The sequence below is a fragment of the Pseudomonas sp. D3-27 genome (assembly GCF_051132165.1).
In the GTDB taxonomy this organism is placed as follows: Bacteria; Pseudomonadota; Gammaproteobacteria; order Pseudomonadales; family Pseudomonadaceae; genus Aquipseudomonas.
The window spans coordinates 4,519,828-4,539,430 of the sequence record NZ_CP071667.1 but is presented as its reverse complement, the minus strand read 5'-3'; the positions used below and the strand labels follow the sequence as shown (position 1 = coordinate 4,539,430).

Sequence of the window (19,603 nt, the reverse complement as noted above, 5' to 3'; positions counted from 1 at the left end):
AAGAGGCAGGACCCATGGCAAACGTGCAAAGCGGGAAAATGATCGTCGGTCTGGATATCGGCACTTCCAAGGTGGTTGCGCTGGTAGGCGAGGTCGCGGACGACGGCACGCTGGTCATCGTCGGAATCGGTACACACCCGTCCCGCGGCTTGAAAAAAGGCGTGGTGGTGAACATCGAGTCCACCGTGCAATCGATCCAGCGCGCCATCGAAGAAGCGCAGCTGATGGCCGGTTGCCGGATCCACTCGGCGTTCGTCGGCGTGGCGGGCAATCACATCCGCAGCCTGAACTCCCACGGCATCGTGGCGATTCGTGATCGCGAAGTCAGCTCCGCCGACCTCGAGCGCGTACTCGACGCGGCCCAGGCCGTAGCGATTCCGGCCGACCAGCGCGTGCTGCACACCCTGCCGCAGGACTACGTGATCGATAACCAGGAAGGCGTGCGCGAGCCCCTGGGCATGTCGGGCGTGCGCCTGGAAGCCAAGGTCCACGTGGTGACCTGTGCGGTGAACGCCGCGCAGAACATCGAGAAATGTGTGCGCCGCTGCGGTCTGGAAATCGACGACATCATCCTCGAGCAGCTGGCCTCGGCGTACTCGGTGCTGACCGACGACGAGAAAGAGCTGGGCGTATGCCTGGTGGACATCGGCGGCGGCACCACCGACATCGCGATCTTCACCGAAGGCGCGATTCGCCACACGGCCGTGATCCCGATTGCAGGCGATCAGGTGACCAACGACATCGCGATGGCGCTGCGCACCCCGACCCAGTACGCCGAGGAAATCAAGATCCGCTACGCCTGCGCCCTGGCGAAACTGGCCGGTGCCGGTGAAACCATCAAGGTGCCGAGCGTCGGCGACCGTCCGCCGCGCGAACTGTCGCGCCAGGCCCTGGCCGAAGTGGTCGAGCCGCGTTACGACGAGTTGTTCACGCTGATCCAGGCCGAACTGCGTCGCAGTGGCTACGAAGACCTGATCCCGGCCGGCATCGTGCTGACCGGCGGTACGTCGAAGATGGAAGGCGCGGTCGAGCTGGCCGAAGAGATTTTCCACATGCCGGTGCGCCTGGGCGTGCCGCATGGCGTCAAGGGGCTGGACGACGTGGTCCGCAACCCGATCTATTCCACCGGCGTGGGCCTGTTGATGTACGGCCTGCAGAAGCAATCCGACGGGATCTCGTTCTCGGGGATTGGCAGCCGCGATAGCTACAGCAGCGACGAGCCCAAGGCTCCGCTGTTCGAGCGGCTCCAGGCCTGGGTGAAAGGCAATTTCTAAAGATTCAAGCTTCAGGCGCCGGGTTTCAGGCTCGGCGTTGCAAGACGGCAATAAAACGCAGTAGGCGAAAAAACTAGAGAATGAAAGGAGAGGGAACATGTTCGAACTCGTAGACAACATCCCCGCTAGCCCGGTTATCAAAGTAATCGGTGTCGGCGGTGGCGGCGGCAACGCTGTCAACCACATGGTCAAGAGCAACATCGAAGGCGTCGAATTCATCTGCGCCAACACCGATGCTCAAGCGCTGAAAAACATCGGCGCGCGGACCATCCTTCAACTGGGCACCGGCGTGACCAAGGGCCTGGGTGCCGGCGCGAATCCCGAGGTTGGCCGTCAGGCTGCCCTGGAAGACCGCGAGCGCATCGCTGAGGTCCTGGCCGGCACCAACATGGTGTTCATCACCACGGGCATGGGCGGTGGTACCGGTACCGGTGCAGCGCCGATCATTGCCGAAGTGGCCAAGGAAATGGGCATCCTCACCGTTGCGGTGGTGACCCGTCCGTTCCCGTTCGAAGGCCGCAAGCGCATGCAGATCGCCGATGAAGGCATCCGCGCGCTGAGCGAAAGCGTCGACTCGTTGATCACCATCCCCAACGAGAAGCTGCTGACCATCCTGGGTAAAGACGCAAGCCTGCTGTCGGCTTTCGCCAAGGCTGACGATGTACTGGCCGGTGCCGTTCGCGGTATCTCCGACATCATCAAGCGTCCAGGCATGATCAACGTCGACTTTGCCGACGTGCGCACCGTGATGTCCGAAATGGGCATGGCAATGATGGGCACTGGCTGCGCCAGCGGTCCGAACCGTGCTCGCGAGGCCACCGAAGCGGCCATCCGCAACCCGCTGCTGGAAGATGTAAACCTGCAGGGTGCCCGCGGCATCCTGGTGAACATCACCGCCGGTCCGGACTTGTCTTTGGGCGAGTACTCCGACGTGGGTAGCATCATCGAGGCATTCGCTTCCGACCACGCGATGGTCAAGGTCGGCACCGTGATCGATCCGGACATGCGTGACGAGCTGCACGTGACCGTGGTTGCCACTGGCCTGGGCGCGAAAATCGAGAAGCCGATGAAGGTGATCGACAACACCGTGCAGACTGCCATGGCTTCGCAGCCACAGCAGCCAGCTGCCGCTCGTCAGGAAACGCCTGCGGTGAACTACCGTGACCTGGACCGTCCGACCGTCATGCGCAACCAGGCCCAGGCCGGTGCTGCGACTGCCGCGAAGATGAATCCTCAAGATGATCTGGATTACCTGGACATCCCGGCTTTCCTGCGTCGTCAGGCCGATTGATGGAATGTATCAGGGGTATAAGGGTGATTGGTGTTCAGCAAAGGTCTGGTCTGCTATCATCGCCAGCCTTTGTTGATACCAGTTCGCAATTTGCGCTGAAGCGGCCCATGCCATGATTAAACAACGCACCCTGAAGAATATTATCCGTGCCACAGGTGTCGGCCTGCACTCCGGCGAGAAGGTCTACCTGACCCTCAAGCCCGCGCCTGTCGACACCGGCATCGTGTTTTGTCGTGCCGACCTCGACCCTGTGGTGCAGATTCCTGCTCGCGCGGAAAACGTCGGTGAAACCACTATGTCGACCACACTGGTCAACGGTGACGTCAAAGTGGACACGGTGGAGCATTTGCTCTCGGCCATGGCTGGCCTGGGCATCGATAACGCCTACGTCGAGCTCTCCGCGTCCGAAGTCCCGATCATGGATGGCAGTGCCGGACCCTTCGTATTCCTGATTCAATCGGCTGGCCTGGAAGAGCAGGACGCGGCCAAGAAATTCATCCGCATCCTGCGGGAAGTGACAGTGGAAGACGGCGACAAGCGCGCCACTTTCGTCCCTTTCGAAGGGTTCAAGGTGAGCTTCGAGATCGATTTCGATCACCCGGTTTTCCGTGACCGCACCCAGAGTGCAAGCGTGGACTTTTCCAGCACTTCGTTCGTAAAAGAAGTCAGCCGCGCCCGTACCTTCGGTTTCATGAGTGACATCGAGTACCTGCGCAAGCACAACCTCGCACTCGGCGGCAGCGTTGAAAATGCGATCGTGGTCGACTCCGATGGCGTGTTGAACGAAGACGGCCTTCGTTATGAAGACGAATTCGTCAAGCACAAGATCCTCGATGCAATCGGCGACCTCTACCTGCTGGGCAATAGCCTGATTGGTGAGTTCAAGGGCTTCAAGTCCGGCCACGCACTGAACAACCAGCTGCTGCGCAAGTTGATTGAGCAGAAAGATGCTTGGGAAGTCGTGACGTTCGAAGACGCCAGCACCGCACCCATCTCTTACATGCGTCCTGTCGCGGCCGTGTAAGCAAAAAACCTCTCTAGTTTTTTAAGGGCTGCCTTCGGGTGGCCCTTTTTTATGGCGGCAATGAACCCCGTGTGGGTCATTTCCTAAGGGATTGCGATATTCCCCTATAGGACGCTTCCCAAACGTCGCCGAACCCGTTGTTACTCGATGGAACAACCCTCTGAAGTAAGTCACGCTGAATGCCCTTGAAAACCAATCCCGCGTAAGACGCGGGCACCAAGGGAAGTCATGCCAGCAGACCGATCTGAACAGCACCAACTCGATTTCAATCAAAGCAACGCCGACACGGTTTTTGCCCCGTCACGTTCCCTCTTGGAACAAGCGGCTGCAAACGCCTGGGGGTATCGGCAACATGCTTGATCAACGGCCCACCTTCTTCGACCACAGCCGCCACACCCTGAGCGTCTGCGACCTCACAGCCCATCTCGACGTCCTGGCCTTCACCGGCGAGGAGCACCTGAGCCGGCCCTACCACTACCGCATCGAATTCACCTGCACCGAGCGCGACCTGGTGGTCACCGACCTGCTCAACCGGGATGCCTACTTCAGTCTTTACCCGCTGCCGCCACCGCCGACGCCCAAGGGCTTCGCGCCGCCGGAGATCAAGCCGCTGCGCACGTTCAATGGCGCGATCACGGCGTTCAAGCGCCTGTCCGGCTCCAACGACGAAGCCCGCTACGAAATCACGTTGCAACCGCGTTTCGCGCTGCTGGCGCGGGGCAAGCAGTTTCGGATCTACCAGCACCAGTCGGTGCCGCAGATCGTCGAACACATCCTGCGCACGCGCCACGATTTCCGGGGCCAGCATTTCTATTTCAATGTGGTGCGCGACTACCCCCGGCGTGAACAGGTCCTGCAATACGACGAAAGCGATCTGGCCTTCATCGAGCGCCTGTTGGCCGATGTCGGCATCTGGTACCGCGTCGTCAGCGATGACCGCCTGAGCATCGACGTGGTGGAGTTTCACGACGACCAGCGGCACTACCAGCGCGGCGTCAAGTTGCCGTGTCGCCCGCCGTCCGGCTTGTGCGCCAACGAGCAGGACGCGGTCTGGCACCTGCAAACCGCCCACCAGGTGGTGGAAAAAAACATCAACTTTCGCGCCTACCACCATCGCGAGGCCTACGCATTCCTCGACGGCGAGGTCGACCATACCCGCCGCGCCAAGGGCACCTATGGCGAGGCCTATCACTACGGCGAACCCTACACGGTGCTGGGCGAGCGCTACGCCCTGGACGAGGACCTGCAAAGCGAAAGTGGTTTTTTCTACGCGCGCCTGCGCCATGAACTCTACCTCAACGACCAGACCCGCCTCAGCGGCACCACCAGCAGCGCCACCCTGGCCCCGGCCCAGATGCTCGAAATCACCGGCGGCGCGCCCCAGGCCTTCGAGTTCGGCGCGGTGATCGTCAGCCTGCGCACCGAAGCGGCCCGGGACCGCAGCTTCATCGCCACCTTCCAAGCGATTCCTTACTCGGAAACCGTGTGCTTTCGCCCACCGCTGCCGCCCAAGCCGCGCATCAGCGGCACCATTCCCGCCCGCGTCAGTCACCCGGAAGTCAACCCGCCGTACGCTGACCTCGACTTCGAGGGCCGCTACAAGGTGCGCTTCCTGTTCGACCGCGACACCTGGCAAGCCGGCCGCGAAAGCGCCTGGCTGCGCCTGGCCCGACCCTACGGCGGCGACACCCACGGCCTGCATTTCCCGCTGCAGGCCGGCACCGAAGTGGCGGTGGCTTTCGAGCACGGCGACCCCGACCGCCCCTACATCGCCCACGCCCTGCACGACGACCGGCACCCGGACCCCGTCACCGCCCGCAACGAGCGCCGCAACGTGCTGCGCACTCCGACCAACAACAAACTACGCATGGACGACACCCGCGGGCAGGAGCACATCAAGCTCAGCACCGAGCACAGCGGCAAGAGCCAGTTGAACCTGGGGCATCTGGTGGATGCCGAGCAGACGAAGCGGGGGGAAGGGTTTGAGTTGCGCACCGATGGACATGGCGCCCTTCGTGCGGGCAAGGGGGTGTTTATCAGTGCTGATGAGCAAACCCAGGCCAAGGGCGACGTCCTCACCATGGACCCGGCCACCGCCCAGGTCGAAGGTGCCAGACAGCAGATGGCCGAATGGCAGGACATCGCCCAGGCCCACCACAGCCGCAAACCCGACCTGCGCGGCTTGGAACAACTCCAGGCCGACGCAAAAGACCTTTCGGCCGCCGCCATCCTGCTCAGCGCCCCCCAGGGCATCGGCGCCGTCACCCCGGCCAGCCTGCTGCTCAAGAGCGGCGACGCGCTGTACCTGCAAAGCCACAACGAAATCAACCTCGCCGCCGCCAAGCGGCTGTCGGCCCACGCCAACCAGGGCATCTCGCTGCTGGCCCAACAGGAAGGCCTGCGCCTGGTCTCCGGCAAAGGTCCCCTGGACATCGAATCCCACGGCGATGGGCTGGGCATGAAAGCCCAGCAGGACATCACCGTGCAGTCGGTGCAGGGGCATGTGCAGGTGACGGCGAAGAATGGCCTCACCCTGGCGTGTGGGGGTGGGTTCATTCGGATTACCCCGACCGGCGCAATCGATATCCATAGCCCCGGCAAGCTGAACCTCAAGGGGCAGCACGTCTGGGAACTGCCTGCCGGGCAATCTTTTGCACTGGCGGATTTGCCGCAATCGGTGTGCAAGGAATGCCTGGAGATGGCCCGCGAAAACGCCGTGGGAATTCTTCCGCGTGAAAGCTGAAATAAGGAATACATACATGGCAGCGCCAAGCGAATGGCAACAGCAGATAGAACACGTCTGCGTGACTGCGGACATACAGCGAGTGGACCTTTTGCTGGACCAGTCCGACTGGGACAGCTGCGCTATCCCGGCCCTGAAACAAATAACGCCAGAGATAGCATGGCATTCGTTGTTTACCGGTACGCCGGAGGAAAACCTGCTGGAGCAAGCGCCGCTGTTGATGCGGCTGGATCTGGCGCATTGGCAACATCGAGCCTGGCTGGAAGAACTCATGACTCACTCTGCAGCCGATGCCCGGCTGTTGGTCGCGATCTCCCCGTTGCCCTTCGACGCGCTCAGCCTGGCCCTGCAAACCTTGTCCCAAATGAACTGGGGTGGGCAGCCAGGCTTGTTGCGGTACTACGACCCGCGAATCTTCCCTCTGTTGATCTCCTCCATCTTGAGCGACCAACAGCGCCTCCAGTTCCTGCTCCCTGTCAGTTACTGGAGCTGGCTGGATCGGGACGGCCAGCCGCAATGGCGACGGGGCGCCAGCCAGACACGGGGGCGCATCGACATACCGCCCACCGTCGAACTGAGTGATGAGCAATGCGACCTGATCGGATGCATCTCCGATGCGCAGCAGCTTTTTGATAGCGGCCAATTTGATCAGCTTGAGGAAAGTCAGGAGCAGCGTTTCGCGTTGTTATATCGGCTGGTCGTAAAGGCAGGCAAAGAGAATTACTTCAACGATCTCAGCGAGTATGTGCGCAACTGCGCTTTTTAGTTCCAGGGGGACCGGCAATGGTCGCGGTGGCTATTGCTGCATAACGGATCGCATGCAAAAAAAAGATTCCGGACGAAGCGGTTTTTTGCGTGATTTAGGAAGTTGATAAAAAGGAATTTTCCATGAGGCAGTTGATGTTCCGCAAATCGATAGTGCGAGGTTCTTGTGCCTTGCTGGGGTTGATGTTGCATGGGTGCTCTTCTGCGGATAATGAGATGGCGGGAGGGAATATAGAAGCCGTTAACCATACGCTGAATGCGATCAATTGGTTGTCGGTTAACGGATATAGGGCGGACGGGGGAGGAGGCAGTTCGTGTTGCATCATTATGCCGACCAAATGGCGTCCCGGGTTGAAGGCTTATATTGAATGGGAGGTGGATCCTGATCCTTTTGCGGATGCACCGCCTTTAGGAACCGATGAATTTCGAGTTTTTATGGTAAAGCACAAGATTAATTATCAACGGCATAGCGCAACGGTAGAAATTCCGGAATGGCCGGGAACGGAATCCTGTGGCTTAAAGGTCCATTTTTTAGTTTGCAATCAAATTAAGGTCACTACTTCCTGTTGGGGCTACGGCTCACCCAAAAATCCGATTAAAGAACCGCTTGAAATGAAGGAGCCTGCCGTATGCCCGAAATAAAAACTAATTCGAGGGCTTACAAAGTGCTGCCGTTGTCGGTGCTCAGAAGGTGGGCGTCGCAGGGGCTCTATGCCTCGCTGGGATTGATGCTACATGGGTGTTCTTCACCGGCCAACGAGATGGCGGGAGGGAATATAGAAGCCGTTAACCATACGTTGAATGCGATCAATTGGTTGTCGGTTAACGGATATAGGGCGGACGGGGGAGGAGGCAGTTCATGTTGCATCATTATGCCGACCAAATGGCGTCCAGGGTTGAAGGCTTATATTGAATGGGAGGTGGATCCTAATCGACACGCAAAATTACCTTCGGTCACCTCAATTGAGTTTCGCGAAGCATATGCCAAGCATTCGGCTAACTACCGGCGGCATAGCGCTACGGTAGAAATCCCGGAGTGGTCAGGAACGGACTCCTGCGGCTTGAAGGTCCATTTTCTTGTTTGCAATCAAATCAAGGTCACTACTTCCTCCTGGGGGTACGGTTCACCCCAAAATCCTATTAAAGAACCGCTTGGGATGAAGGAGCCTGCCGTATGCCCGAAATAAAAACTAATTCGAGGGCTTACAAAGTGCTGCCGTTGTCGATGCCCAAGAGGTGGGCGTTGCAGGGGCTCTATGCCTTGCTGGGGTTGATGCTGCTGGGGTGTTCTTCTGCGGATAACGAGATGGCGGGAGGGAACTTGGCTGCCGTCAACCACACCTTGGGCGCAATTAATTGGTTTTCAGTTAATGGTTATAGAGCTCACGGCGGTGGGGGTAGCTCGTGCTGCATCGTTATGCCGACCAAATGGCGTCCAGGGTTGAAGGCTTATATCGAGTGGGAAGTGGATCCGGATCCTTTTGCGAATGCGCCGTCTTTAGGAACCGATGAGTTCCGAGCTTTTATGGTGAAACATAAAGTTAATTATCAGCGGCATAGCGCTGCGGTAGAGATCCCTGAATGGTCGGGAACGGACTCCTGCGGCTTAAAGGTTCATTTTCTAGTTTGTAATCAAATCAAGGTCACTACTTCCTGCTGGGGGTACGGTTCACCGAACAACCCAATCAAAGAGCCAAAGCAAATGAAGGAGCCTGCTATATGTCCCTAGAAAAAAATAATAATTCACAAGCCAAGGCCTGGGCGCCCCCCATCTTTCCAGTCGGTGGGCGGCTACCCGTAGAGATGCGAAACGTGGTCGAGAATTACAATAAGCAGACTGCAGAGAAAAATGCTTTTCGTCGGACGAGCAATGCCCGAGGGCAAAAGCGGCACTCCGCCTGCTGCTACAGTTTGCACATCAGCTTGTTTTTTGACGGGACCAACAACAACGAGGACAACGATACCAAGGAAGGACATCCCAGTAATATTGCCAAGCTGTTTCATGCGTCACTCAGAGGCACTCCGGCGAAAGAACGTGGCTATTTCTCCTATTACATGCCCGGCGTAGGCACCCCTTTTCCGGAGATTGGCGAACTGGATTACAGCGAGGATGGACTGAGATACGCCACGGGTGGCGAAGACAGAATCAACTGGGCCCTGGTGCAAGTCGCAAGTGCATTGTCTTTCGCGCTGGATAATAAGAAGGAGATCGACCGTAGCGTCGCCAAGGCCAAGGTCAAGTCCATGAGCACTTTCAAAGCCCCGATGATGAGCATCTTCGGCGCTGGTCGGCGGCGCCAAGTCATGCAGGGCCTGCTGGAACCCCTGAAAACCCATGTCCGTCAAGCCAGGCCTGAAGTCCTGGGCGTCAAGCTCTTCGTCTATGGTTTTTCCCGCGGCGCGGCGCAAGCGCGCACTTTCGTGAGCTGGCTGAGCCAGCTGTTCGACACGCCGGATGAGGCCGAGAAACCGGAACAGAGTTTACTGGGCCTGCCGGTGAGCATCGAGTTCCTCGGCCTGCTGGATACCGTGGCGTCGGTGGGTATCGCCCATGTCACGCCGTTTTTTGCCGGGCACATGGACTGGGCCGATGACACCCAGCTCCTGCCGGAAGCGAAGACATTTCCCGATTTCGTCAAATGCTGCCGGCACTTTGTGGCGGCCTTCGAACAACGTGCCTGTTTCCCACTGGACTCGGTTCGTAACGAGGATGGCAATTACCCATCCAATACCTATGAAGTGGTGTACCCCGGCGTGCACTCCGATGTGGGCGGTGGGTACCCGAAAAACGACCAGGGCAAGGCGCGTGGTGGTACGGATGAGTTGGTGTCGCAGATCGTCCTGCACGATTTGTATGCCGCGGCCTTCGCCGCCGGGGCGCCATTGCAGGTACCGGGAACAGTGCTGCCGGACAGCCTGAGGAGTCAGAAACATTGGCGAGCGCTGGGGCTGGATGTGGCAGAGGAATTCGATATAAGCCCTCAAGTCATCGAACGCTTCAACGCCTGGCACCACCAGACCCTGCAAACGACCCCGCCCGAGGACCAGGGCAGCATTTCCACTGACGGCTATCACCCCTTGTTGCTCACGACCACCGTCGAAGACACCCTGGCCGAGCAACTGGGCTGGATCACCGGCTGGCGCATCGGCCGCTATGCCAATGACCGCGAGCAGGTTGAAGATCACTATCGATACGACGACAGCTACAAGCATCAACCTTTCTTCATCGAGGCCCAGGAAGCCACGGCCTACGATACGGACCAACAGCGTAGCGAGTATGAAGACAAGAAACGGACCGTGCTGAAGAACCGCCAGAAAGAACCCGTGGCGGCGATGAATCATCCCGGCCCGCCGATCTACGAACCGCAGATCGACCAGACCCAACTGAGCCAGGCCGCCACTGAGTTCAAGCACGACTATCTGGATATCGAACGCAAACAAACCAGCAAGTACGGTACGGTCCTGGACGTGGTCATGCGCGACACGATCTATCTGCTCAACGAGAACGATGAGGTGCGCGACCACGCCAGCATCAAGGCGGCGGGCGAGCTGCGTTACGAGCAACTGTTCGATGACAGGTTCGGCAGGCCCAGCCGGGACCCTGGCCTGGCGCTGCTGGTGGCGTTGTTCGATGACCACATCCACGATTCACGGGCCTGGTTCATGCACGACAAGTTGGCATCCCGTGAGCTATGGGCCGGCTACTTCTTTTATCGCATGACCTATTTCGGCAATGAGAACAGTCGTGACCTGTCTCCGGTGGTGGTGGCCGGGCGGATGCTGGGGGTGGCGGTGCTGGCGGGCGCCACGGTGTATGGCATCAAGCGCAGCGGCACGCTGGGCGGGGTGGGTGGCGTGGCGGCCGGTATGGGCGCGGCGACCATTGGTTATCAGGTGATCGACCAGGTCAGCGGGGCGGTAGTGCCGTTTCTGCCGGGGGCGGAAAAGATCTTGCAGCCGACGCGCCATATCGGCGAAGTGGTTATCGAGCAGAAGAAACAGATCGCCCAGGACGACTATCTGCAGCGCCTCGATAGGACCGACGAGATGCTGCGGCTCGCCGGCGTGCTGGTGGAGTTTGATGGGGAGGTGGCGCCATGATGCCCGTGATCCGCATAGGCGACTCTCTACACCCCTTCGGCGGCAAAGTGCTCGAAGGTCGTTTCCTGGCGATCGGCCGGCCGCTGTCCTGCATGGGGGACAAGGTCCGCTGCGAAAAGCACGGCGAGAATCGCATCGCCCAAGGCGCGGGAGGGTTCAGCTTCAACGGGCAGTTGTTGGCCTTGGACGGGTACCGCTGCGATTGCGGTTGTACGTTGGTCAGCTCCTTGGCGCTGTCGTTTATATCGGTGAAGCCATGAATCGCCCGCCGCGTTACCCGCCGTTCGCCCAGCCAAGGGAACCGCGCTGGGGCCGCTGGTGGCTGGCGTTGCCGCTACTGTGGGTTGTCCAGCTGGCAATCCTGGTGCCGTTCTGGCCCGAAGATCAGCCACGCCTGGCATTGTGGTTGTGGAGCGCTGTGTTGCCCTTGAGCTGGGCGCTGGCGTTGTCGTTGCGGATGTTGCCATGGCAGATCGGCTTGTTCAGGCGCGACGTATTTCGCCGCACCCAGGACGACGACACACAGCGCTGGTGGCGCTGGCGAAGCCTGGGGTTGCCGGTGGAAGAGGTGCTGGTGTTGGGGCCGGCCGGTGATGATCAAATCCACTATCGGGGCCTGATGAACGACACGCCGCTGCCGACGCCCATGGCGCGATCCAAGGCTGCGGTGCCGTCATTGAATTGCCCGGTGATACTCAGCCAGTCCGCCGAGCGTGCTCCGGCGCTGGCGCAACACCTGGCTCGGTTGGTTTTTGAGCAAACCGGAATATTGGAGCGGTGGCCGAGGTTGCGGGCGATTGTCTGGGCGGGCGACGAAATCGAACTGGCTGCCTTCGAGAAGGTGCTGGGCAGCCACGGCACCGAGCTGCCAAAGGTGTGCTTGCCGTTGCAAGACCTGGCGGACCTGGACGAACTGATCGACATATTCAATCAAGAATGCCGTCACGCCGAGGACTGGCTGCTGTGCGCCGGGGTGGTTTCGGTGCAGGGCGCCGAAGCGGCAACGCCACCTGGCGAAGGTGGTTTTTTGTGGGTGGTGAGTCGTCAAGGGCGGCAGCTGTTGCATCGTGGTGAATACCTGTCGGGCGAGACTGACGACCCCCCCGCTGAGCTCAGCGCACAGATGCAGCGTTATGCCGGGCTGCAAGCCCCTCCGACCTGTCTGGCCATGGACCAGGCCAGCCAGCAAGCCTTCATGGCCGGCGGCTGGTCGGCGATCGAGCATCAATTGGAAGCGCACTGGGGTGAATTGGCGCATCTGGCGCCGTTTATCGGCATGTCGTTGGCGTTGTTGCATGCAAAGGAGGCCGGACAGCCCTGTGGCTGGCTGAGCCAGGATGCGGACAAACGATTGGCAATTGGAGTGGCAAAACCTCATGGCAAGGGATAACGGCGAGCCCAAGGGCTCATTGATAGGGTTGGGGTCAGGCTACCTGCTGGTCATGACATTCATGGTGCTGCTCGGTTGCCTCCTGTATCGCTTGGCGGGCCATCACCTGGAATTGCCGCCAGTCAGGTTCCAGCAATTGATGTTGTGGGGGCTGGGGACATGGGTTGCGCTCTTTTGGTTCTGCCCGATGATTTTATTGGCCTGGGATCGTTTGACGGTACGCCAGGCGCAGCGGACCACGCCGGGAGGCATTGGCAGCGTCGCTGCGTCCCGATTGAATCCACAGCCGGATTTGAAAGACGACGAAGAGAAGCTGGCCAGGCTACGCGAAAACCTCCACTTCCAATACGGCCCCCTCTGGCGCCACAAGGTCCGTCTGCTGCTCATCGTCGGCGAGCCCACCCAGATCGCCGCCATCGCCCCGGAGCTGGCGAAAAAGAAATGGCTCGAAGGCGAACGCACCGTGCTGCTATGGGGCGGCAGCGTCCAGGAAGAATTGCAAACCCCGCTGTTGAACCCATGGCTCACCCTACGCCGTTGGCGGGCGCTGGACGGGGTGGTCTGGGCGCTGGACAAACCGCAAAGCACCGATGCGGTGGCGCTGGCCAAGGGCATGCGGCAGTTGCAGGGGCTGGCTCGGCGGCTAGGCCGACGGTTGCCGTTGCACTTGTGGCAGGTGTGCGAGAGCGGCTGGTCCCAGGACGGGCGCGAGAGCCAGCCGGTGGGTTGTCTGTTGCCGGCCAAGGTGACGCCGTCTCTGTTGGAGGCGTGCCTGGAGGATCTGGTCGAGCCGTTGCGTTGCCAGGGCTTTGCCCAGATGAAGATCAAGAAGCGGATGCACCACGATTTCCTGCTGCGCCTGTCCCGGGATTTGCAGGCCGAGGGCATTGCCCGTTGGCGGCAGGCGCTGGCGCCGTCGTTGAGTGGGTTCAACCCGGGGGTGATGCTGCGAGGGTTGTGGTTCAGCCTGCCACTGCGCGTGACGCAAAGCGCTGACGGCGAGCACTTCTGGTGGCCGGACCCGGCGTGGCACGGCGTGCAGCGCGACAAGGCCGTCGGCGCGCGGTTGGGGTGGGGCGCGCCGCGAGTCGTCTATGGGCTGTTCATGGGCCTGGCGCTGGTGTGGGGCGCGGGGATGGCGCTGTCCTTTGTGAGCAATCGGGCGCAGATCGTCGAGGCGCAGGCCTTGTCGACGGCGTTGCAACAGTCATCCACCCAAGAGGAGCAACTGTTGGCGCTCGAAGCGCTCGTCCACGTGCTGGCTCGCCTGGATCACCGTGTCGTGTCCGGTGCGCCGTGGTACCAGCGCTTTGGCTTCAACCGCAATGAAACCTTGCTCGAACTGTTGTGGCCCCGGTATGTCGAGGCCAATAACCGCCTGGTGCGCGACCCGGCGGCGGCGAGGTTGCGCGGGCAACTGGAGGCGCTGGTCAAGCTGGCGCCGGGCAGCGCAGAGCGCGTTGAGCGTACGCGTATGGCCTACGATCAGCTCAAGGCTTACCTGATGATGGCGCGCCCGGACAAAGCCGAGGCGCCCCTGTTGGTCAAGACCCTGGGCCACGCCGAACCCACGCGTGACGGAATTTCGCCAGGGCTCTGGCAGACCCTCGCACCGAACCTGTGGCAGTTCTACGCCGAGCAACTGGCCGCGCACCCGGATTGGCGCATCGAGGCCGACCCGCGGTTGGTGGCGCAGGTGCGCCAGGTGCTGCTCGACCAATTGGGCCAACGCAACGCCGAGGCCAGCCTGTATCAACGGGTGCTGGACGACGCCACCCCGCACTATCCAGCCCTGGGCCTGCAACAGATGGTGGGCGACACCGAAGCCGCCGGGTTGTTTTCCAGCAAGGCCAGCGTGCCGGGAGTGTTCACGCGCCAGGCCTGGGAGGGCCAGGTGCGCCAGGCCATCGATGACATCACCCAGGCGCGCCGCGAAGAAATCGATTGGGTGCTCAGTGATCGCCCCGGTGACATCGATGTGCGCTTGACGCCCGGCGAGCTCAAGGCGCGCCTGACCGAACGCTATTTCAAGGACTACGCGGGCGCCTGGCTGGTGTTTCTCAACAGCCTGCGGGGCAATCAACCCAAAAGCCTGGAACAGGTCATCGACCAGTTGACGCTGATGAGCGACGTGCGCCAATCGCCGTTGCTCGCGTTGATCAATACCCTGGCCTATCAAGGGCAAGCGGGCAACCGCGTCCCGGCCCTGGGGGACTCGCTGATGAGGTCCGCGCACAAGCTCATCGGCCCGGACAAGGCCCCGCCCATAGACCCGCTGGCCGACCTGCCGAGCGGCCCGCTGGTTCCGACGTTCGGCCCGTTGTTGGCCTTGCTGGGCAAGGGTGGCGCTGACCATTTGAGCCTCCAGGCCTACCTCACCCAAGTGACCCGCGTGCGCCTGAAACTGCAACAGATCAACACGGCCAGCGACCCCATGGAAATGACCCAGGCCCTGGCGCAGACGGTGTTCCAGGGCCGGGGCATCGACCTCACCGATACCCAGTCCTATGGCCGTCTGATGGCCGCCAGCCTCGGTGCGCAATGGGCCGGCGTGGGCGAAACGCTGTTCGTGCAACCGCTGGAACAGGCCTGGCAGCGAGTGCTGCAACCGTCGGCGGCGGGCCTCAACAGCCAATGGCGGCGTTCGATCGTCGAGCATTGGAACGCGGCCTTTACCGGGCGTTATCCCTTCGCCGCGACGGCCAGCGACGCTTCGTTGCCGATGCTGGGGCAAATGATCCGCGCCGACACGGGGCGCATCGAACGTTTTCTCCACAGCCAGTTGAGCGGCGTGTTGCGCAAGGAAGGCAACCGCTGGGTGGCCGATCCCCGCCACGGTCGCGGTTTGCGCGTCAATCCCCAATTCCTGGAGGCGGTCAATCAACTGAGCGATCTGGCCGACGTGCTCTACACCGACGGCGGCCTGGGCTTGAGTTTTGAACTGAGCGGCAAAGGCGTGCGCGATGTGGTGCAAACCACCTTCATCCTCAACGGAGAGAAACACCACTACTTCAACCAGAAGGAGCGGTGGCAGCGCTTCGGCTGGCCGGGACGCAGCGACTACCCCGGCGTCAGCCTGACGTGGACCAGCGTCCACACCGGCGAACGGTTGTTCGCCGACTACGCCGGCGCCTGGGGGCTGATCCGCTTGCTGGAACAGGCCACGTTCACCGCGCTGGACGATGGCGACAGCCGCTACCGCATGGTGCTCAAGGCGCCCGATGGCCTGGGCCTGACGTGGCACCTGCGCACCGAACTGGATGCCGGACCGATGGCGCTTCTGAAGTTGCGAGGGTTTACGTTGCCGGGGCGGATATTTTTGGCTGAGGGCGGGCCAGCGGAAGGATAGATCTACATCGCGCAGACGACCCGATTGCGTCCGCTGGCCTTGGCCTGGTAAAGCGCCTTGTCGGCGGCGAACAGCAATTCTTCCAACTCGCTGTAAGGCCCCAGGACCCAGGTGGCGATGCCGATACTGACAGTCATGGGCATCTCGCCAGGCATCTGTTCCACGGCCTCGCGAATGTTCTGCGCCGTCGTGAATGCCCCGGCCGTCGTGGTTTCCGGCAGTACCACCGAGAATTCCTCGCCACCGTAACGCGCCGCCAGGTCGGCGGGGCGACGGACATGCTCGCCAATCAACTGAGCCAGGCTTCGCAACGCCTCGTCACCGCGTTGATGGCCGAGGCGATCGTTGAATGTCTTGAAGTGATCCGCGTCGATCATCAGGACTGACAACGGCTGGCCGGAGCGTTGGGCGCGCAGCCATTCCAGTTGGAGCATGTGGTCCAGGGTTCGACGATTGGCCAGGCCGGTCAGCGGATCGACAGACGCCAACTGGGCCAACTCCCATTCGGCGTTGCGGCGGCGTTTCAATTCCCGGCGCAGCAGCCAGGTGAGCCAGAGCAGGCTGATGCACAGCGCGCCAGTGGCGCCACTGACCAGAAGCGCCGTGCGTTGCCACGAGGCGAAGACTTCTTGGGAAGAGAGCGCGACCACCACGATCAGCGGCAAGTCACCCACCTGGGAAAAGGTATACAGACGCTGGGTCTGGTCAACGCTGGATAGGCCTGTGAAGCTGCCGTCGCCTTCGCGCAGGATGCGTACGAAGTTTGGCCGTTTGCTGAAATCCTTGCCGATGACGTCTTCGGCCAACTGCGGTTCTTGTGCCAGCAGGATACCGTCGCGGCTGACCAGGTTGACCGTCCCGCCGTGACCGATGTTCAGGCTCTTGAACAGTTGGTTGAAGTAATTCAAGCGCATCGCGGCTTCGGCCACGCCCATGAACTCGCCACGTTCGTCGTTCAAGCGATAACTGAAGCTGATGCGCCAGTCGTGGGGTTCGCTACGGGCGCGGAAGGGCCGGCTGATCATCATGCCCGGGCGTGGATCCTGGAGATGAGACTGGAAATACTCCCGGTCGGCGTAATTACCTTTGCGTGGCTGGATCGAGGCGGAATCGGCGATCACATCACCACGCTTGTCGAGCAGCAATATGTCGCCTTTATAAGGCGCGGCGGTGGCGCGGTCGAAGAGGGCGAGATGACGAATCGTGGGTGATACTTCATTCAGGTCGTCGCGCTTTGCGGCAGCGACAAGACCTTGCAATGACAAGTCATAGAGTTCGACATTGCGCAGCACGTCGGCGTCGATCAGTTGCACGATGTTGCTCGCCGCACGGATCGCGGCCTGCTGGGCGCTGGCGTGTTCACGGATCAGCAGGAACGTCACGATACTCAGGATGGCAATCACAGCCAGCGAGCTGGCCAAGACGAGTACCCGTTCCGAACGTATTGGAAGTGGGATATTGGCGGGTGTTGCAGTGCTCGCGCTCATGATTCCGATCTGCATTGTCATATGGCTGGGATCCTTCCCATAGGCTGCTCATCCACAGCTGCGGATGACTGGCATCAAACAATGCTGGCCTTTTGCAAGATTGTGCTTGTGACACCGGAATTGAGCAATCCACATCGTGGCTTATTTCAAGCCGGCAAACGGATCCCGAAGGTGTTTGCGCCCCGCTCGCTGTGTACGAAAACGTCGCCGCCATGCATCAGCGCAATGGCCTTGACGATGGCCAGGCCCAAACCATGGTTGGCGCCGCTGTTGCTGCGGGAGGCGTCGACGCGATAGAAGCGCTCGAACAGGCGCGGCAAGTGCTCTCCATCGATGGGCGCGCCGGGGTTGGTGACGGCGAGGGTGATCTGATCGCCGATGGCTTCGATGCGCACGGCGATCACCTGGCCGGGCGCGGTGTGCTGGACGGCGTTGCTGAGCAGGTTGATCAAGGCCCTTCGCAGGTGGGCGATTTCGATGGTGGCCTGGGCGTCGCCACTGACGTGAACCTCGACCTGGGCGTCTTCCAGGATGAAGTCCAGGTAGTCGAGGGTGGTTGCCACTTCGTCGGCCAGGGAGGTCGTGATCAGCTTGGTGGCCTTGCTGCCCTGGTCAGCACTGGCCAGGAACAGCATGTCGTTGATGATGGAGCGCAAGCGTTCCAGCTCTTCGAGGTTCGATTGCAGCACTTCGAAGTAATGCTCCGCCGAGCGCCCCCGGGTCAGCGCCACTTGCGTCTGGCCGATCAGGTTGGTCAACGGCGAACGCAGTTCATGGGCAACGTCGGCGTTGAATGATTCCAGCCGGGAGTAAGCCTGCTCGACCCGGTCGAGAGTGGCGTTGAACGAGCTGACGAACTGGCCGAGCTCCGGTGGCAATGGAGACAATCGCAGCCGCCCGCAAAGGCGCGGTGGCGCCAGGCGTTGGGCTTCGTCCGATAACTTGATGAGCGGCTTGAGCCCGATGCGCGCCACCCAATAACCCAGCAACGAGGCCAGCAGCACACCGATACAGGCCAGGCTCACCAGGGCCACCAGCAGGTGGTGTTGGGTCTGGTAGAACGTCTCGGTATCGATGCCGATCATGAATCGCAGGGGAGGGCGCTGGTCCTTGGCGGGGAACTGACTCACCAGGACTTTCATTGGATAGTGCCGGTCGGGCAACATCAGGTCATGCTTGCCCAAGGGGCCCTGGGCGACGGCGCGAATCCGAGGATCGGGGTTGCCATATTCAAAGCGCGGGTCGCCGCTGACGATCCAGAAATGGATGCGCTTGTCTTCCTCCCCCAGTAACCGCAGCTTGTTGTTGATCTTCACCCAATGCTCGGGTGTGCCATAACGACCCACGGTGGATTCAAGCACGCTGTAGCGGGCGTCGAGCTCCGCTTCCGGCAGCAGGCCCAGGCCTTTGTCGACCTGCTGGTACAGGGCACCGCCAATCAACAGGAACACCAGCGCCGCCACCAGCGTGAAGAGCCCGCTCAGGCGCAGCGCGATGCTGTTACTCACCTCGATTCTCCAGCACATACCCCATCCCACGGATGGTGTGCAGAAGCTTGTGCTCGAAAGGACCGTCCAGCTTGGCCCGCAGGCGCTTGATCGCAACTTCCACGACGTTGGCGTCGCTGTCGAAGTTGATGTCCCAGACCATCTCGGCAATGGCGGTCTTCGAAAGGATTTCGCCCTGGCGACGGGCGAGGACGCTGAGCAGCGAAAACTCCTTGGCGGTGAGGTCCAGGCGCTGCCCGGCCCGGGTAGCCTTGCGGCTGATCAGGTCGATCCACAAATCGGCGATGCTCACCTGCACCGGCTCGTGGGCGCTGCTGCGGCGGGTCAGCGCTTGCAGGCGCGCCACCAGTTCGAGGAAGGAAAACGGTTTGCCCAAGTAATCGTCGGCCCCGTCGCGCAGGCCCTTGATACGGTCCTCGACCCGTTCGCGGGCGGTGAGCATGATGACCGGTGTCTGCTTGCGGGCGCGCAGCGCACGCAGCACGCCAAAACCGTCCAGGCCTGGCAGCATGACGTCGAGCACGATCACTGCGTAATCGCTTTCCAGGGCCAGGTGCAGCCCTTCGACGCCATCGCGCGCCACGTCCACGATGTAGCCTTGTTCGGTCAGGCCGCGGTGCAGGTAGTCGGCGGTTTTTTCTTCGTCTTCGATGATCAGAACGCGCATGGCC

The 19,603-nt window shown here is 61.0% G+C and carries 15 protein-coding genes; 12 read left to right on the top strand and 3 right to left on the bottom strand.

Annotation, left to right across the window (positions count from 1 at the left end):
- Positions 1–14 precede the first annotated feature (14 nt).
- From ftsA to J3P92_RS20450, 12 genes are all read left to right on the top strand, one after another.
- Complete coding sequence (gene ftsA, locus J3P92_RS20505) at positions 15–1,274, top strand: cell division protein FtsA (RefSeq protein ID WP_003205342.1); 1,260 nt, start codon at positions 15–17, stop codon at positions 1,272–1,274.
- Positions 1,275–1,371: 97 nt separating this feature from the next.
- Positions 1,372–2,565, top strand: a complete 1,194-nt coding sequence (gene ftsZ, locus J3P92_RS20500; RefSeq protein ID WP_420765420.1) for a cell division protein FtsZ — start codon at positions 1,372–1,374, stop codon at positions 2,563–2,565.
- A 112-nt stretch (positions 2,566–2,677) separates the two neighbouring features.
- Positions 2,678–3,589 (top strand): UDP-3-O-acyl-N-acetylglucosamine deacetylase, encoded by a 912-nt coding sequence (gene lpxC, locus J3P92_RS20495; protein ID WP_095106092.1) that lies wholly within the window; start codon positions 2,678–2,680, stop codon positions 3,587–3,589.
- 352 nt (positions 3,590–3,941) lie between these two features.
- Entirely contained in the window at positions 3,942–6,332 is a 2,391-nt protein-coding gene (locus tag J3P92_RS20490) for a type VI secretion system Vgr family protein (protein WP_434648874.1), read from the top strand.
- A 16-nt stretch (positions 6,333–6,348) separates the two neighbouring features.
- Entirely contained in the window at positions 6,349–7,098 is a 750-nt protein-coding gene (locus J3P92_RS20485) for a DUF4123 domain-containing protein (protein ID WP_434648872.1), read from the top strand.
- A gap of 134 nt (positions 7,099–7,232) precedes the next feature.
- Positions 7,233–7,739: a DUF3304 domain-containing protein gene (locus J3P92_RS20480; protein ID WP_434611657.1), complete on the top strand. Its 507-nt coding sequence runs from the start codon at positions 7,233–7,235 to the stop codon at positions 7,737–7,739.
- 86 nt (positions 7,740–7,825) lie between these two features.
- A complete protein-coding gene (locus J3P92_RS20475; RefSeq protein ID WP_434651170.1) occupies positions 7,826–8,284 on the top strand; it encodes a DUF3304 domain-containing protein in 459 nt (152 codons plus the stop codon).
- A gap of 38 nt (positions 8,285–8,322) precedes the next feature.
- Positions 8,323–8,826, top strand: a complete 504-nt coding sequence (locus tag J3P92_RS20470) for a DUF3304 domain-containing protein (protein ID WP_434651168.1) — start codon at positions 8,323–8,325, stop codon at positions 8,824–8,826.
- Positions 8,817–11,198, top strand: a complete 2,382-nt coding sequence (locus J3P92_RS20465; RefSeq protein ID WP_434648870.1) for a T6SS phospholipase effector Tle1-like catalytic domain-containing protein — start codon at positions 8,817–8,819, stop codon at positions 11,196–11,198. The genes J3P92_RS20470 and J3P92_RS20465 overlap by 10 nt, the downstream gene beginning before the upstream one ends.
- The gene (locus J3P92_RS20460; protein WP_434560515.1) at positions 11,195–11,458 is read left to right on the top strand and encodes a PAAR domain-containing protein; all 264 of its coding nucleotides are present in this window, start codon (positions 11,195–11,197) and stop codon (positions 11,456–11,458) included. The genes J3P92_RS20465 and J3P92_RS20460 overlap by 4 nt, the downstream gene beginning before the upstream one ends.
- 140 nt (positions 11,459–11,598) lie before the next feature.
- Positions 11,599–12,588, top strand: coding sequence for a hypothetical protein (locus J3P92_RS20455; RefSeq protein ID WP_434651166.1), 990 nt, complete (start codon positions 11,599–11,601; stop codon positions 12,586–12,588).
- Positions 12,575–15,937 (top strand): ImcF-related family protein, encoded by a 3,363-nt coding sequence (locus J3P92_RS20450; RefSeq protein ID WP_434648868.1) that lies wholly within the window; start codon positions 12,575–12,577, stop codon positions 15,935–15,937. The genes J3P92_RS20455 and J3P92_RS20450 overlap by 14 nt, the downstream gene beginning before the upstream one ends.
- A 2-nt stretch (positions 15,938–15,939) precedes the next feature.
- Here J3P92_RS20450 and J3P92_RS20445 read toward each other — a convergent pair whose 3' ends face one another.
- The 3 genes from J3P92_RS20445 to J3P92_RS20435 all read right to left on the bottom strand — a co-directional run bounded on the left by J3P92_RS20445 (position 15,940) and on the right by J3P92_RS20435 (position 19,599).
- Complete coding sequence (locus J3P92_RS20445; protein WP_434651164.1) at positions 15,940–17,424, bottom strand: GGDEF domain-containing protein; 1,485 nt, start codon at positions 17,422–17,424, stop codon at positions 15,940–15,942.
- 146 nt (positions 17,425–17,570) lie between these two features.
- Positions 17,571–18,950 carry a heavy metal sensor histidine kinase gene (locus tag J3P92_RS20440; protein ID WP_434648866.1) on the bottom strand — a complete coding sequence of 460 codons (1,380 nt, stop codon included), beginning with the start codon at positions 18,948–18,950 and terminating at the stop codon, positions 17,571–17,573.
- Positions 18,925–19,599 (bottom strand): heavy metal response regulator transcription factor, encoded by a 675-nt coding sequence (locus J3P92_RS20435; RefSeq protein WP_420765410.1) that lies wholly within the window; start codon positions 19,597–19,599, stop codon positions 18,925–18,927. Before J3P92_RS20435 ends, J3P92_RS20440 begins: the two co-directional genes overlap by 26 nt.
- Between the last annotated feature and the right edge of the window lie 4 nt (positions 19,600–19,603).